Origin of the sequence: Spongiibacter tropicus DSM 19543, assembly GCF_000420325.1 — a bacterium.
Taxonomy (GTDB): Bacteria; Pseudomonadota; Gammaproteobacteria; order Pseudomonadales; family Spongiibacteraceae; genus Spongiibacter; species Spongiibacter tropicus.
Genome location: NZ_ATUS01000001.1, coordinates 1,433,206 through 1,447,915, shown reverse-complemented (window position 1 = coordinate 1,447,915; position 14,710 = coordinate 1,433,206). Strand labels below are relative to the sequence as shown.

Annotated in this window: 13 protein-coding genes; 8 read left to right on the top strand and 5 right to left on the bottom strand. The window is 57.3% G+C overall.

What is annotated here, in order from left to right; all coding sequences use genetic code 11:
* Nucleotides 1-2: 2 nt before the first annotated feature.
* The 5 genes from aroK to hemE all read left to right on the top strand — a co-directional run bounded on the left by aroK (nt 3) and on the right by hemE (nt 8,880).
* Nucleotides 3-533, top strand: coding sequence for a shikimate kinase AroK (gene aroK, locus G411_RS0106795; RefSeq protein WP_022958429.1), 531 nt, complete (start codon nt 3-5; stop codon nt 531-533).
* A 56-nt stretch (nt 534-589) separates the two neighbouring features.
* On the top strand, nt 590-1,678 hold the full coding sequence (gene aroB / locus G411_RS0106790) for a 3-dehydroquinate synthase (protein ID WP_022958428.1): 1,089 nt from the start codon (nt 590-592) through the stop codon (nt 1,676-1,678).
* A 154-nt stretch (nt 1,679-1,832) separates the two neighbouring features.
* Entirely contained in the window at nt 1,833-6,281 is a 4,449-nt protein-coding gene (gene gltB / locus G411_RS0106785) for a glutamate synthase large subunit (RefSeq protein ID WP_022958427.1), read from the top strand.
* A gap of 30 nt (nt 6,282-6,311) precedes the next feature.
* Entirely contained in the window at nt 6,312-7,730 is a 1,419-nt protein-coding gene (locus tag G411_RS0106780; protein WP_022958426.1) for an FAD-dependent oxidoreductase, read from the top strand.
* 82 nt (nt 7,731-7,812) lie between these two features.
* Nucleotides 7,813-8,880, top strand: a complete 1,068-nt coding sequence (hemE, locus tag G411_RS0106775; RefSeq protein WP_022958425.1) for a uroporphyrinogen decarboxylase — start codon at nt 7,813-7,815, stop codon at nt 8,878-8,880.
* Between the two features lie 64 nt (nt 8,881-8,944).
* Here hemE and G411_RS0106770 read toward each other — a convergent pair whose 3' ends face one another.
* Nucleotides 8,945-9,499, bottom strand: a complete 555-nt coding sequence (locus tag G411_RS0106770) for a hypothetical protein (protein ID WP_022958424.1) — start codon at nt 9,497-9,499, stop codon at nt 8,945-8,947.
* A 213-nt stretch (nt 9,500-9,712) separates the two neighbouring features.
* On the opposite strand from G411_RS0106770, the gene G411_RS0106765 reads away from it, so the two are divergent.
* Nucleotides 9,713-10,264, top strand: a complete 552-nt coding sequence (locus G411_RS0106765; protein WP_037508924.1) for a DUF1415 domain-containing protein — start codon at nt 9,713-9,715, stop codon at nt 10,262-10,264.
* A gap of 8 nt (nt 10,265-10,272) precedes the next feature.
* On the opposite strand, the gene G411_RS0106760 is transcribed toward G411_RS0106765, so the two are convergent.
* Together G411_RS0106760 and G411_RS0106755 are read right to left on the bottom strand one after the other, a co-directional pair.
* Nucleotides 10,273-10,815: a DUF4136 domain-containing protein gene (locus tag G411_RS0106760; RefSeq protein ID WP_022958422.1), complete on the bottom strand. Its 543-nt coding sequence runs from the start codon at nt 10,813-10,815 to the stop codon at nt 10,273-10,275.
* Nucleotides 10,816-10,895: 80 nt separating this feature from the next.
* The gene (locus tag G411_RS0106755; RefSeq protein WP_022958421.1) at nt 10,896-11,474 is read right to left on the bottom strand and encodes a DNA-3-methyladenine glycosylase I; all 579 of its coding nucleotides are present in this window, start codon (nt 11,472-11,474) and stop codon (nt 10,896-10,898) included.
* A 98-nt stretch (nt 11,475-11,572) separates the two neighbouring features.
* Here G411_RS0106755 and G411_RS0106750 point away from each other — a divergent pair, with 98 nt between their 5' ends.
* Complete coding sequence (locus tag G411_RS0106750) at nt 11,573-12,367, top strand: M48 family metallopeptidase (RefSeq protein ID WP_028968219.1); 795 nt, start codon at nt 11,573-11,575, stop codon at nt 12,365-12,367.
* Here the strand turns inward: G411_RS0106750 and cysE are convergent.
* Both cysE and trmB read right to left on the bottom strand, forming a co-directional pair.
* Nucleotides 12,364-13,164: a serine O-acetyltransferase gene (gene cysE, locus G411_RS0106745; protein WP_022958419.1), complete on the bottom strand. Its 801-nt coding sequence runs from the start codon at nt 13,162-13,164 to the stop codon at nt 12,364-12,366. The two genes, G411_RS0106750 and cysE, sit on opposite strands and share 4 nt — an antisense overlap.
* A 39-nt stretch (nt 13,165-13,203) precedes the next feature.
* Nucleotides 13,204-13,896 (bottom strand): tRNA (guanine(46)-N(7))-methyltransferase TrmB, encoded by a 693-nt coding sequence (trmB, locus tag G411_RS0106740; protein ID WP_022958418.1) that lies wholly within the window; start codon nt 13,894-13,896, stop codon nt 13,204-13,206.
* A gap of 90 nt (nt 13,897-13,986) precedes the next feature.
* On the opposite strand from trmB, the gene G411_RS0106735 reads away from it, so the two are divergent.
* Entirely contained in the window at nt 13,987-14,709 is a 723-nt protein-coding gene (locus G411_RS0106735; RefSeq protein WP_022958417.1) for an acyltransferase, read from the top strand.
* Nucleotide 14,710: the final 1 nt, after the last annotated feature.

Below are 14,710 nucleotides of genomic sequence, written 5' to 3'. Positions count from 1 at the left end.
CAATGCGAAACAACGATTTAATTTATCTGGTCGGGCCGATGGGCGCGGGAAAAAGCACCATCGGCCGCCTGCTTGCAGATACTCTCCGCCTTGAATTTCACGATGTCGATCGCGAGATCGAAGAGCGCAGTGGTGTTGATATCCCCTGGATATTTGATATGGAAGGGGAGCAGGGCTTCCGGGATCGCGAAGCCTTGATGTTGCAGTCACTGAGTGAAGTGGGTGGCGCGGTTGTATCTACTGGTGGTGGCGCAGTGTTGCGCGATGAAAACCGCAGGCTGATGGCGGAGAAGGGCCGGGTTGTCTACCTGTGCACTTCCGTTGAGGAGCAAATCCGCCGCACAGCGAAAGATCGCAAGCGTCCGCTCTTGCAACAAGGCAATCCTGAAGAGACGCTGCGCCGCCTCATGGCTGAGCGAGAGCCTCTTTATCTTGAGCTGGCGGACTATCGCATTGCGACGGACCACCGCAGCCCCAAATCTGTGGTGCAGGATTTGGTCAGCCAGTTACGCAGCGACGGTCTGACTGCGTAACTGTTATACTGGGCCGCTCGGCCCTACTTCCCAAGTACTCACGTCGGACACACATCATGAAAGAGCTCCAGGTCAGCCTGGGTGAGCGCAGCTACCCGATTTTTATTGGTCGCGATCTTCTTGGCGCGAGTGCCCTCGCATGGCAATCCTTTGTGCGAGGGCACCAGGCTTGTATTGTCAGCAATGATCGCGTTGCACCGCTGTACCTCGATCGGGTTAGGGCCGGACTAGGCGATAAGCAGCTTGCCGAGGTGATCTTGCCTGATGGCGAATCTCACAAGACCCTGGAGGTCGCTTCACGGGTGTTCGACACCCTGCTGGAGAAGAATCATAACCGCAGCACCACTCTGATTGCCTTGGGTGGCGGTGTTGTGGGTGATATGTGTGGCTTTGCGGCGGCCTGCTACCAGCGCGGCGTAGCGTTTGTTCAGTTGCCCACCACGTTGCTGGCGATGGTGGATTCATCCGTTGGCGGTAAAACTGGCGTAAACCACCCGCTCGGGAAAAATATGATCGGTGCGTTTCATCAGCCGGCCTGTGTTCTGGCGGACCTGAGCTTGCTGGATACTCTGCCGCGCCGAGAGTATGCGGCAGGCGTCGCAGAAGTCATCAAATACGGACTGATTTGCGATGCGCCGTTTTTTGAATGGTTGGAAAATAACGTCGATGCGCTGATGGCGCGTGACGGCGATGTTCTGGCGGAGGCTGTGTATCGCTCCTGCGTCAACAAGGCGAAAGTGGTTGCTGAGGACGAGAGAGAGGGTGGGCGTCGCGCTATCCTTAATTTGGGGCACACCTTTGGGCATGCCATTGAAACCGCTGAGGGCTACGGCAGTTGGTTGCATGGTGAGGCGGTAGCAGCCGGTATGTCCCTGGCGCTGGCGCTGTCGGTCGAGCTGGGGTGGTTGGATGAAAGCATCTGGAAACGGGCAGATGTGTTGATGCAGCGCGCCGGCCTGCCTCTTGTGCCGCCGCCAAGCATGAATGTGGACCAATTCCTGCAACTGATGGGGCGGGACAAAAAAGTGATTGATGGGCGGCTGCGTCTAGTGTTGCTGGAGGGGCTTGGGCAGGCGGTCGTCAGTGACCAGGCGTCAGTTGAGCAGATCTCTAAGGTACTGATTTCTGCCGGCATCACCGCATAAATTGCTTAAAGTTTGAGCGGAAACTGCCCGGCGTTTGTCGGGTTTGCCGCATACGTGTAGAATGTCCCTCCTTTTTTCGGGTACGGAACAGCGTCCCGAACAGTCATTTCGGCTATCTGCTTGTTTTTCTTGTATTTTTTGTGAGAGTCGTTTTATGAGTACAGGCCTGTACAGACCTGAAGATGTGCGCGACAACTGCGGTTTTGGACTGATTGCCCATATGCAGGGCAAAGCGAGTCACGAACTGTTGGCGACCGCCATCGAATCGCTGACCTGCATGACTCACCGCGGGGGGATCGCGGCAGACGGAAAAACAGGTGATGGCTGCGGTTTATTGCTGAAAAAGCCGGATGCGTTTCTGCGCAAGGTGGCGAAAGACGCTTTCGGTGGCGAGCTCAGTGAGCTGTACGGTATCGGTCAGATTTTTCTGAGCCAGGATGAGGCAAAAGCCGCCAGCGCACGTGAAGCGGTGGCGGGCGTGCTTGCCGACAACGGCCTGCAACTGGCGGGTTGGCGTGAGGTGCCGGTCGATGCCTCGGTTTGCGGGGAAATCGCTCTGGCCAGTCTGCCGCGCATTGAGCAGCTCTTTATCAACGTTGAAGGTCTGTCTGCACAAGAATTGACCACAAAGCTCTTTGTGGTGCGCCGTCAGGTGGAAATTGCGCTGGCGGATGACAGCGAGTTCTACATTTGTAGCCTGTCGGCAGATGTGGTGTCGTACAAAGGGCTGGTGATGCCCGTCGATTTGCCACATTTTTACCTGGATCTCGCTAACCCCGAGCTGGAAACGGCTATCTGCGTTTTCCACCAGCGCTTCTCCACCAATACTATGCCGCGCTGGCCGCTGGCCCAGCCTTTCCGCATGCTGGCGCACAACGGTGAGATTAATACGGTTGAGGGGAACCGCAACTGGGCGGAAGCGCGTACCAAGAACTTTAGCAGCCCGCGCATCCCGAATGTCGAAGAGCTGGCGCCGCTGGTTAACCGCACTGGCTCCGACTCTTCCAGCCTGGATAATATGCTGGAGCTTCTGGTTGCCGGTGGCATGGACCTGTTCCGAGCCGTGCGCATGCTGGTGCCGCCAGCGTGGCAGAACATCGAACATATGGATGCCGATCTGAAGGCGTTCTACGAATACAACTCTATGCATATGGAGCCGTGGGATGGCCCGGCCGGTCTGGTTATGACCGACGGCCGTTATGCGGTGTGTATGTTGGACCGCAACGGCCTCCGTCCCTCTCGCTGGGTAATTACCAAAGATGGTCTGATCACCGTGGCATCGGAAATTGGTACCTATGGCTACCAGCCGGATCAAGTAGTTGCCAAGGGACGCGTTGGTCCCGGCCAGATTCTGGTGGTCGATACCGAGACGGGTGAAGTTCTACACACCAAAGACGTTGATGAGCGCCTCAAGGCCGCCCACCCCTACAAACAGTGGTTGCGTGAAAACGCCAACCGCCTTCAGGACCAACTCGGTGAGGGCAACCGCCCGGCGCTGCCTGAAGGTGAGCCGCTCAAGGCACTGCAGAAGTACTTCCAGGTCAGCTTTGAAGAGCGCGAGCAGGTACTGTCTCCGCTGGCAGACAGCGGTAACGAAGCTGTTGGCTCGATGGGTGATGACACGCCGATGGCTGTGCTGTCGCGCAGTCAGCGCTCACTTTATGACTACTTCCGGCAGAAATTTGCTCAGGTGACCAATCCGCCGATCGACCCACTGCGTGAGTCGATCGTCATGAGTTTGGAAACCCTGCTGGGTGCCGAACAGAATGTGTTCGAGCAGACCGCCGACCACGCCGATCGACTGATTCTGAGCAGCCCGGTGCTGTCGCCCGATAAATACGACCGCCTGATGGGGGTAGACTCTCCGCGTTATCCCAAGGCGCTGATCGATCTCAGCTATGATCCCTCACAGAAAAGCCTGAAGCAGGCCGTGGCCGATGTCGCCACCGCGGCTGAAGAGGCGGTGCGCAGTGGCAAGGTCATTCTGATCCTCAGTGATCGCAAGCTGGAGCCCGGCCTGCTGTCGGTCCACAGCCTGCTGGCCACCGGTGCCGTGCATCACCACCTGATCAAGCAGGGGCTGCGCTGCAGTGCCAACCTGGTGATCGAGAGCGGCACTGCCCGCGACTCTCATCAGATGGCCTGTCTGTTTGGCTTCGGTGCGACGGCGGTTTACCCCTACATGTCCTTTGCGGTACTCAGCGATATGCTGGCTTGCGGCGAAATTCTGGGTGACGAGCAAACCACCTGGGGCAACTACGTTAAAGGCATCAACAAAGGCCTGCTGAAAATCATGTCGAAAATGGGGATCTCCTCCATTTCGTCCTACCGTGGCGCCCAGCTGTTTGAGGCGATCGGCCTGGATGACGACGTGGTCAATACCTGCTTCAGTGGCGTCGCCAGCCGTATTGCCGGTGTCAGCTTCGAGCAACTGCAGAACGACCAGGAAGCCTTGGCGACCTTGGCGTGGCTGCCCCGCAAGCCGCTGGATCAGGGCGGTCTGCTGAAGTATGTGCACGGTAAGGAATACCACGCCTTTAATCCCGATGTGGTGATGAGTCTGCAACAGGCGGTCAAAACCGGCGACTACGCGCTGTGGAAGAAATATGCCGATCTGGTAAATCAGCGTCCCGTTGCCACGCTGCGAGATCTGCTGGATTTCAGTGATAAGGCTGCGCCGATTCCGCTGGACGAAGTGGAGTCTGCCGAGAGCATCCTGAGCCGCTTCGACTCAGCGGGGATGTCGCTGGGTGCACTGAGCCCCGAGGCTCACGAGGCGCTGGCAACCGCAATGAACCGCTTGGGCGCGCGTTCGAACTCCGGTGAGGGAGGGGAAGACCCCGCCCGTTACGGTACTGAGCGCGTCTCCAAAATCAAGCAGATCGCTTCCGGGCGCTTTGGTGTGACGCCGCATTATCTGGTGAATGCAGAGGTGCTGCAGATCAAAGTCGCACAGGGTGCCAAGCCCGGTGAGGGTGGTCAGCTACCCGGTGGTAAAGTCAATGCGCTGATTGCGCGTCTGCGTTACTCCGTTCCAGGCGTGACACTGATTTCGCCGCCGCCGCATCACGATATTTACTCGATCGAAGATCTGGCTCAGCTCATTTTTGACCTCAAGCAGGTCAACCCTGACGCACTGGTATCCGTCAAACTGGTGTCTGAGCCTGGTGTCGGCACGATTGCCGCTGGTGTGGCAAAAGCCTATGCCGATCTCATTACTATTTCCGGTTACGACGGTGGGACGGCTGCCAGCCCGCTGACTTCTATCCGCTATGCGGGTTCGCCTTGGGAGCTGGGCCTTTCTGAAGCGCAGCAGACCCTGCGCGGCAATGGCCTGCGAGGCAAGGTGCGCGTTCAGACCGATGGTGGTCTGAAGACCGGCCTAGATGTCGTGAAAGCCGCCATCCTTGGCGCTGAGAGTTTTGGGTTTGGCACTACGCCGATGGTCGCTCTGGGCTGTAAATACCTGCGTATCTGTCACCTGAATAACTGCGCCACCGGGGTGGCGACGCAGGATGAGCGCCTGCGCGATGACCACTTCATCGGCACCGTGGAAATGGTGATGAACTTCTTCCGTTTCATGGCCGAGGAAACCCGCGAGTGGATGGCGAAAATCGGCGTTCGCAGCATTGAAGAGTTGATCGGGCGTACCGACCTGTTGGCTCAGAAAGCCGGTGAAACTGATAAACAGGGTCTGTTGGACCTGTCGCCGATTCTGTTCAAAGATCCTGCGGCAGAAGGGCAGCCGGAGTTTTGTCAGGTCAGTCTGAATGAGCCCTTCGACAAGGGTGAAAAAGCCGAAGAAATGGTGGCGGCGGTTATGCCGGCGATCGAGGCCAAATCCGGTGGTGAATATCACTTCCGTGTCGGCAACTGTGACCGCTCGATCGGCGCGCGCCTGTCGGGTGAAATCGCCAAGCGCCACGGCAACCTGGAAATGGAAGCTGCGCCGGTTGTGTTGCGCCTGACGGGAACAGCCGGACAGAGCTTTGGCGTCTGGAATGCCGGTGGTTTGCACATGCACCTCGAAGGGGATGCCAACGACTACGTCGGCAAAGGCATGGCGGGCGGCAAGCTGGTGATTTACCCGCCTAAAGGCAGTGCCTTCAAGAGCCAGGAAACCTCCATTATCGGCAACACCTGTCTGTATGGTGCGACCGGAGGCAAGCTGTTTGCTGCCGGTACCGCGGGTGAGCGTTTCGGGGTGCGTAACTCCGGTGCTCACGCGGTAATTGAGGGCGCCGGCGACCACTGCTGTGAATACATGACCGGCGGCAACATCACCGTACTTGGCAATACCGGGGTGAACTTCGGTGCCGGTATGACTGGCGGTTTTGCCTACGTCCTGGATATGGAAAACACCTTCGTTGATCGCTACAACAGCGAACTGGTTGAAATCTGTCGTATTACCTCTGAGGCCATGGAGGCCTACCGCGTGCACCTGCGCGGCAATATTGAGGAGTTTGTGGCGGAGACTGGCAGCGCCTGGGGACAGCATCTGCTGGATAATTTCGACGACTACATTGCTAAGTTCTGGATGATCAAGCCCAAAGCAGCAAGCCTCAGCCGCCTGCTGGAAACCACCAGACGGCGTCCGGAATAAGCAGTCGCGTAGCGAAGAGGTAAAGAGATTATGGCTGAACGTTTGCAGAATACATTTCAGTTCCTCGATGTAGGGCGTCAGGACCCGTCTAAAAAAGACATGGTTCAGCGCCGCGAAGCCTTTGTAGAAATTTATGAGCCCTACAAAGAAGAGGAAGTACAGAACCAGGCGCACCGCTGTCTGGCTTGTGGCAATCCCTATTGTGAGTGGAAATGCCCGGTTCACAACTTTATTCCCAACTGGCTGAAACTGGTCAGTGAAGGCAATCTGTTCGAGGCGGCGGAATTGAGCCACCAGACCAACAGTCTGCCTGAAGTCTGTGGCCGCGTGTGCCCGCAGGACCGCCTCTGTGAAGGTGCCTGTACGCTGAACGATGGCTTTGGTGCCGTGACGATCGGGTCTACCGAGAAGTACATCACCGACACCGCGCTGGAACTGGGCTGGCGCCCGGATATGTCGAAGCGGGTGTGGACTGACAAGAAAGTGGCCGTTATCGGTGCCGGACCTGCCGGTATCGGTTGTGCCGACGTATTGGTGCGCGCGGGTGTGAAGCCGGTAGTGTTCGATCGCTATCCCGAAATTGGCGGTCTGCTGACCTTTGGTATTCCCGAGTTCAAATTGGAAAAATCGGTGGTTCAGCGCCGTCGCCGTGTATTGGAAGAGATGGGTGTTGAATTCCGCCTGAATACTGATATCGGCAGCGATGTGAGCATGGATGAGCTGCTGGCTGAGTACGACGCTGTGTTCATGGGGATGGGCACTTACAAGTACATGAAAGGCGGCTTCCCCGGTGAAGAACTGGATGGCGTTTACGATGCCTTGCCGTTCCTTGTCTCCAATGTTAACCGCAACATGGGCTGGGAGCAGGACGCGACCGACTACATCAGTGTCAACGGCAAGCGGGTCGTGGTGCTGGGTGGCGGCGATACCGCCATGGACTGTAACCGTACGTCTATCCGTCAGGGGGCATCCAGCGTCGTTTGCGCTTACCGCCGCGACGAGGAGAACATGCCTGGTTCACGTCGCGAAGTGCAAAACGCGCGCGAAGAGGGCGTTCAATTCCTGTTCAACCGTCAGCCAGTGGCCATCGTCGGCAGTGGTAAGGTTGAAGGTATTAAAGTGGTTACCACCAAACTGGGCGAGCCCGATGAAAATGGCCGTCGTCGTCCTGAAGCGATTCCCGGCAGCGAGGAAATCATTCCCGCCGATGTGGTGTTAGTGGCCTTCGGCTTTCAGCCCAACCCCCCGGAGTGGCTGGCTGAGCAGAACGTTGAGCTCGAATCCTGGGGAGGGGTGAAGGCGCCGGAGCAACAATTGTTTAAATTCCAGACCAGCAATCCCAAAATCTTCGCCGGTGGTGATATGGTACGCGGCTCAGATTTGGTGGTGACTGCGGTATGGGAAGGTCGTCAGGCTGCGGAAGGCATTCTCGATTACCTGAAAGTGTAAGGTGTTTGAACGCCGGAATCACCGCAGGACCTGTGCCGGCGGTGGTTCCGGCGTTTTTATATTGGCAATAGGTTGAGCGTCCATGAGTGAATTGAAGAACGATACTTTCCTGCGAGCCCTGCTGCGTCAGCCTGTTGACTACACGCCAGTGTGGATGATGCGTCAGGCGGGCCGCTACCTGCCCGAATACCGTGCCAGCCGCGCCAAAGCCGGTGACTTCCTGTCGTTGTGCAAAAACACCGAACTGGCCTGTGAAGTGACGCTTCAGCCGCTGGAACGCTACCCCCTGGATGCGGCAATTCTGTTTTCTGACATTCTTACCATTCCCGATGCCATGGGGCTTGGTCTGTACTTTGAAACCGGTGAGGGCCCACGTTTTCGCAAGACCGTGCGTAGCATGGCCGATGTGGAAGCCCTGCCGGTTGTTGACGGTGAGAACGATCTTACGTACGTCTGTGATGCGGTGCGTGCCATTCGCTCGGCTCTGAACGGGCGTGTGCCGTTGATCGGCTTCTCGGGCAGCCCTTGGACGCTGGCCACCTATATGGTTGAAGGCGGTGGCTCCAAAGACCACGCTCGCTGTAAGGCGCTGGCTTTCGATGAGCCGGAGACCATGCATGCATTGCTGGATAAGTTGGCGCAGAGTGTGACCGCTTACCTGAATGACCAGATTCGTGCCGGCGCTCAAGCGGTACAGATCTTCGATACCTGGGGTGGTGCATTGGGGCATCGCGCCTACCGCGAGTTCAGCCTGCGCTACATGAAGCAGATTGTCGACGGTCTGATTAAAGAGCGCGATGGTCGCCGTGTTCCTGCAATTCTTTTCACCAAAAACGGTGGGCAATGGTTGGAGGCGATGGCCGATACCGGGGCTGATGCGCTGGGGCTCGATTGGACGACGGATGTCGGCTTAGCGCGCCGCCGCGTGGGTGATAAAGTGGCGCTGCAGGGCAATATGGACCCGGCCATGCTGCGCGCCTCACCCAAGCGTATTCGCGAGGAAGTGGCGACGATTCTGGCGGAGTTTGGCGAGGGTGAAGGCCATATTTTCAACTTGGGCCACGGCATTACGCCAGAGGTGGACCCGGTCCATGCGGGCGCCTTCATTGAAGCGGTCAAAGAGCTGTCCCCCGCCTACCATCGTCGCTGAGTCGATCCGCTAGCCATAAAAAACCACGCTAAGGCGTGGTTTTTTATTTCCGCTATCAGCCGATTCAGGGCATGACTTCGACAAAATTTCGCCATTTATTTTGCAGGCCGATGAACCAGTTTGGCGCGCCGTCGCCAGTGCCGGAAAATTCCAGCTCTGGATAGTGTGCCGTGACCCGGTTGAGCAGATTCTGCTCATGGCTGTTCACGTCGATGACCAGCAGATGACGGCCGCTGTTGAGCGCCTGTTCAAAGCGCCGAAAATCCCGATGGGGCTCCTGAATGCCAAGCAGGCCACCCTCCCAGGTAAAAAAGCCCAAGACAACAATGGCCAGAAACACAAAGGGTGCCCAGCCGACGGCGGTGGTAAGGCCTGAGTAATGTGCCGCTGCCAGTGCCAGCGTTGCGCCCGCTGCCCCAATAATTGCGCCGCGTTGCATGGCGTACACCACATCTTTGCGCAGTACAGCTTCCACGTCGTTAAGGCGCCGTCGACTGACACCGCAGTCATCGTGACTGAGAACGTGAATCTGTGGTCGTGACAGACCGTTCTCCTGCAAGTCGTGTTCAATAGCGGCCAGCTTGTCGAGATTGTCCGCCAGAAAGAAATATCTTTTCATAGACTACTCTCCTGTTTTGCTTACGCTCGCAAAAGCCACCCTCACTCAAGCGAGGTCTCATTTGAGTTTAGCAGCCCTTTTACTACGCACCCCGGCGGCACACTGATTGGCTTATGGTAATTTGGTCTAGCGGAGGCGTGCGTCATGGCATTGCGCTATATCGGAGCCTCTAGCGGGCGTATACTGCGCGCGAAATGGTGTGGGAGTGTGGCGGTGACGGCGAATCGGGAACGAGAACGGGTTGAGACATGGTTGGACAGTGTGGTGGTCGGTCTGCAGCTCTGCCCTTTTGCGGCACGGCCATGGGAGCAGGGTACGGTTCGCATCGTCATCAGTGAGCATACTGAGGTTGAACCGCTGTTGCAGCAACTCTACGCGGAGCTGATGAAACTCGCTGACACGCCGGTCGAGGCACTGGAAACCACCTTGCTCGTGGTTCCTAGTCAACTGACAGACTTCGATGAGTACTGGGCTGTCCTGGGGGTAGCGGAGCAGTTGCTGGATCAAAGTCCTTGGCGAGGAGAGTTCCAGATTGCCAGTTTCCATCCCGACTACCAATTTGAAGGCTGCGAGGTGGACGATCCGGCCAATTTCAGTAATCGCTCGCCTTATCCCATTTTTCATTTACTGCGTGAAAGCAGTGTGAGTTGGGCGGTGGATACCCATCCTGATGTTGAGGCCATTCCCGAGCGCAATATCACCTTGTTGCGCGGAATGAAGGCCGAGGCGTTGGCGACATTGTTTCCCGACCTCGACCTCGACTGACATCCCCGTTATTTCGGCGGGAACTCGGCCCAGATTTCTGCGACAGCGCGATCAATGCGGTCCATATTCACTTTGGGGTCCTGATCATCCAGCTCGATGACCATCGCGCCCCGCCAGCTCAGTGCCTTGGTATTGCCGTCGAGCAGGTCGATCATGATTTGGACGTTGCGGTTAATTTTGTCTTTACCCAGCGGCACACCGACCGACGTACTCATTCCAAAATTGCCGGTGAAGCTGCCCAGGCCAATACCTAGTCGGGGGCTGCGGTCAACGGTGTCGGCGGCTTGGGTGACGTAGTAGCGCACCAAAAAATCGTGGTTCTTATCGGCTAGCTTGTACAGTCCACTGTCCAGTTGGGTTTTGAGTGAGGCCTTTACCTGCTCAATCACAAACGGGGACACGGTCTTGTCAGCACCGCTGTCGGCCGACCACTGATAGTGCTGATAATTGGCGAAGTTGGCGCGGGGGTTGTAATCGGTATGTACATCGGTACTGCTGCAGGCGGCCAGTAACATGGCTGTGCTCAACAGAAATAGGGCATGGATTTTCATGTTTGTCTCCTGTGGCCACCGAATCTCGGGAGCAATAGGGTATTAGTCTGTGCTGGCGGACTTTGGTGCCTGTGAATCTTTCACAAATCTGCCAGCTTGGTACAGCGCTCGTGCGCAGGACAGCGGACGAGGTGGTCGTTGACCAGCCCCATGGCCTGTAAATAGGCATAGCATATCGTGCTGCCAAAGAAGCGGAAACCGCGCTTTTTCATGGTCTTGCTGATGTGGTCTGACAGTGGCGTGCTGGCGGGAACCTCGTCCAGGGTCGACCAGCGATTCTGGACTGGCTTGTGGTCGACAAATGCCCACAGGTAGTCGGCGAGACTGCCGTACTCTTGCTGAACGTCGAGAACGCATCGGGCATTGTTAATGGCGGCCTCGATCTTCATGCGGTTACGAATAATGGCAGGGTCAGCCATCAGGCGCGCGATATCCTCGTCGTCGAAACGGGCGACGTGCTCGGGGTCAAAGTTGGCAAACAGTCGCCGATAGCCTTCGCGTTTGCGCAATATCGTTAGCCAGTTCAGGCCAGCCTGGGCCGATTCCAGGATCAAAAATTCGAACAGCTTACGATCATCCCGGCAGGGAACACCCCATTCTTCATCGTGGTAGCGGCGGTAATCGGGGTCATTGCCGCACCAGTCGCAGACTTCGCTCAACTTGCTGGCTCCTCGCTTGTCAGCCCCGGTCAGGGCTGTGCCATAATGGCGCAAAATAGCAGATGCAGCCGTTTCGCGCTGCCATTTGGGAGAATGCCATGAAAACTTTGCGAGTTGTCGCGGTCGCGACATTGATCACTGCCTTGGTGGCCTGCGCTCAGTCGCCGACCGGGCGCCGCCAGATGTTGCTATTCTCCAACGGAGAAATGTCTCAAATGGGGGTGACGGCCTTCGATCAGATGAAAGAAGAAATGACCGTCAGCAGCAATGGCAAAACCAATGCCTATGTCACCTGTGTCGCCGATGCCATCACCGCGCAGTTGCCCGCAGAATGGCGTGGTAGCTGGGAGGTTGTTGTGTTCCAGGAAGACAGTGCTAACGCCTTTGCCCTGCCAGGTAAGAAAATCGGTGTTCATACCGGTATTTTTAAGGTGGCGACAAATGCTGATCAGTTGGCAACCGTTATCGGTCATGAGGTAGCGCACGTCATTGCCCAGCACAGCGCCGAGCGCATGTCGCTGCAAAGTGTTGCGGGAACCGGCACTCAGCTACTGGCTGTGCTGATGGGCGACAGCCCGCAGAAAGCGTCGGTCATGGCAATGCTGGGGCTGGGGGCGCAGTACGGGCTGGTGCTGCCCTATGGCCGTACACAGGAGTCTGAAGCGGACGTGGTGGGCTTGGAATATATGGCGAAGGCGGGTTTTGATCCTTCGGCCAGCATCCAGTTATGGCAGAACATGAGTGCGGCCAGTGATGGTCAGCCGCCGGAATTTATGTCGACTCACCCTTCGCACGAGAGCCGCATCAAAGAGCTGCAGCGCCAGCAGAAAAAAGCCGCACCGCTTTACCAGCAGGCGCGAGCCAGCGGTCTTCGTCCTGCGTGTAAAGGCTAATCGTCGCAGCAGGCGCTGTGATTCATCGACAGCGCCGGTGCTTCGCAGTCCGGGGTGCCGATGACTTTAGCCGGAACCCCGGCCACCAGACTGTGGGGAGGCACTTCTTTCAGCACTACGCTGCCCGCCGATATATGTGAGCCCTCACCAATTCGAATATTGCCGAGGATTTTGGCGCCCGCACTGATCAGCACGCCATCGGATACTTTAGGGTGGCGATCGCCGTGTTCTTTGCCGGTGCCGCCCAGAGTGACTGACTGCATCAGTGAGACGTTATTGCCGACCACGGCGGTCTCACCAATGACGATGCCGGTGGCGTGATCCATCATCACGCCGCGTCCCATCTTCGCTGCCGGGTGAATATCCACGCCGAACTCACCGCTGATACGATTCTGAAAGAACAGTGCGAGCGAGCGTCGCCCCTGCTGCCACAGCCAGTGCGATACCCGGTAGGATTGCAGGGCGTGATACCCCTTGAAATACAGAAAGGGTACCGACAGACGGCTGCAGGCCGAGTCGCGCTCCAGTACCGCGCAGAGGTCGGCGCGCAAGGCGCATCGAATGTCGGTGTCGGCTGCGAATGCCTTATCAATGACCTCTCGGACGAGCAGGGCAGAGGCGGCCGGGCTGGCGAGCATTTGCGCCAGATGAAAACTCAGCGCATCTTCCAGTGCGTCGTGATTGAGGATCGTTGCGTGAAGAAAGCTGGCCAGTACCGGCTCGCGCTGCACTTCCTCCGCGGTTTCTTCGCGGATTTGTTGCCAGACCTTATCGACGGCGGCTACGGGTGTATTCATGGCATGAGTATCTGTCTGCATAGCTGGCGAGTATAAACCCTATCCGGGGATGGGTGACAGCGCCGGGCTGCAGACGCGCCACAGTGCTTGTCCTGCCTCGTGGTACTTGCGCTCAAAGGGCGTGAGCGTTGTCTTCGGCACGAAGCATTCGCTACTGGCGTCGCGCCCTGCGAGTTGCAGTGCGGCGCAGAACTCATCCACATACACTGGCCAGTTACTGCGCAGCTCCATTTCCCCGCCGAGTGCCAGAAGGCTGGCAAACAGCGGTGAGCCGTGTACTCGCAGGCTTAGCTGGCCGGGTTTGGGCCAGGGATTGGGGTAGAGGAGGTAGTGTGCGCGGGGCTGCCAGCCTGCATCGACGGCCAGTCGCCAGAAGTCATCGACATCGGCGCGTAGCAACAGATAGTTGTCTCGCTCGCTGCCTCGATGAGATGTATGTTTTTGCAGTCGCGCGGCAGACTTGTCCACGCCGATGATGACGCAGTCGGGAAAGCGCTCGGCCAGCCGCCAACTGCTCTCGCCAACGCCGCAGAAAGAATCGAGGATTAGTGGCTGGTTTCGCGAGGCCAACCATTGCTGGGCCTGCGCAAATGCCTCGATGTTGTGGGCGGCATAGGGCTTGCGAAACGGATGGGCCAGATGTTTACGCACGGTCTCTTCCAGACGCTCATGAATACCCTGCTGGCTGCTTTCAACGCGGCGTGAGGGGCTGCCGTCGCTGCGTTTTTTCATGAATTGGTAACCTTGTTGCAATTGCGGGGCATCGCCAGCCTTGCGACACTGTCGCGCCTAACTGCGACAACACTGATAAACAGGCGAGCTATGCGTCAGGATCGACGCCCCTATTGGGTGAAGAAAAACTATCTGCGTTTCCGGCACTGGTACACCATGCATTTTCTGAAGCCGGCCTGCGATGACCTAGGCGATTATCCCACGTTCATGAAGCCTTGGTATATCTCGATCTCAGGGCCGAATATTCGCATCGGCAAATGTGCGACGGTGATTGCGGAGCCGGAAGCCCGAATCAAAATCGGGGTGTGGGGACGAGAGCCGGATCAGGGAAAAATCACCATTGGGGATTACGTGCTGATCAGTCCCGGCGGGCGCATTTCTGCCAGCGATGAGATTGTCATTGGCGACAGTGTGATGATGGCCAACGGTGTGTATATTACAGACAGCGACTGGCATGACCTCTATGATCGGACAGCCCGCAGCCCCGAGGTAAAGCCGGTACATATCGGTAATAACGTTTGGCTGGGTGATCACAGCACCGTGTTGAAAGGTGTGACGATTGGTGAGAACAGTGTCGTGGCGGCCGGAGCTGTCGTCAGTAAAAACGTGCCACCCAATGTGGTGGTGGCGGGAAATCCGGCAACGGTGGTCAAGCAACTCGATCCCGAGCGTCCTATGCGCACACGGGCCGACTATTTTGCCGATCCCGCAGAACTGCAAGCTTTCTTCGACAGCGTTGACCGCATGGTGCTGGGTAAAAACGGTACCTTGAACTGGTTGCGTTGTTTGCTGAAACCCGGGCGAAAAGACTGAG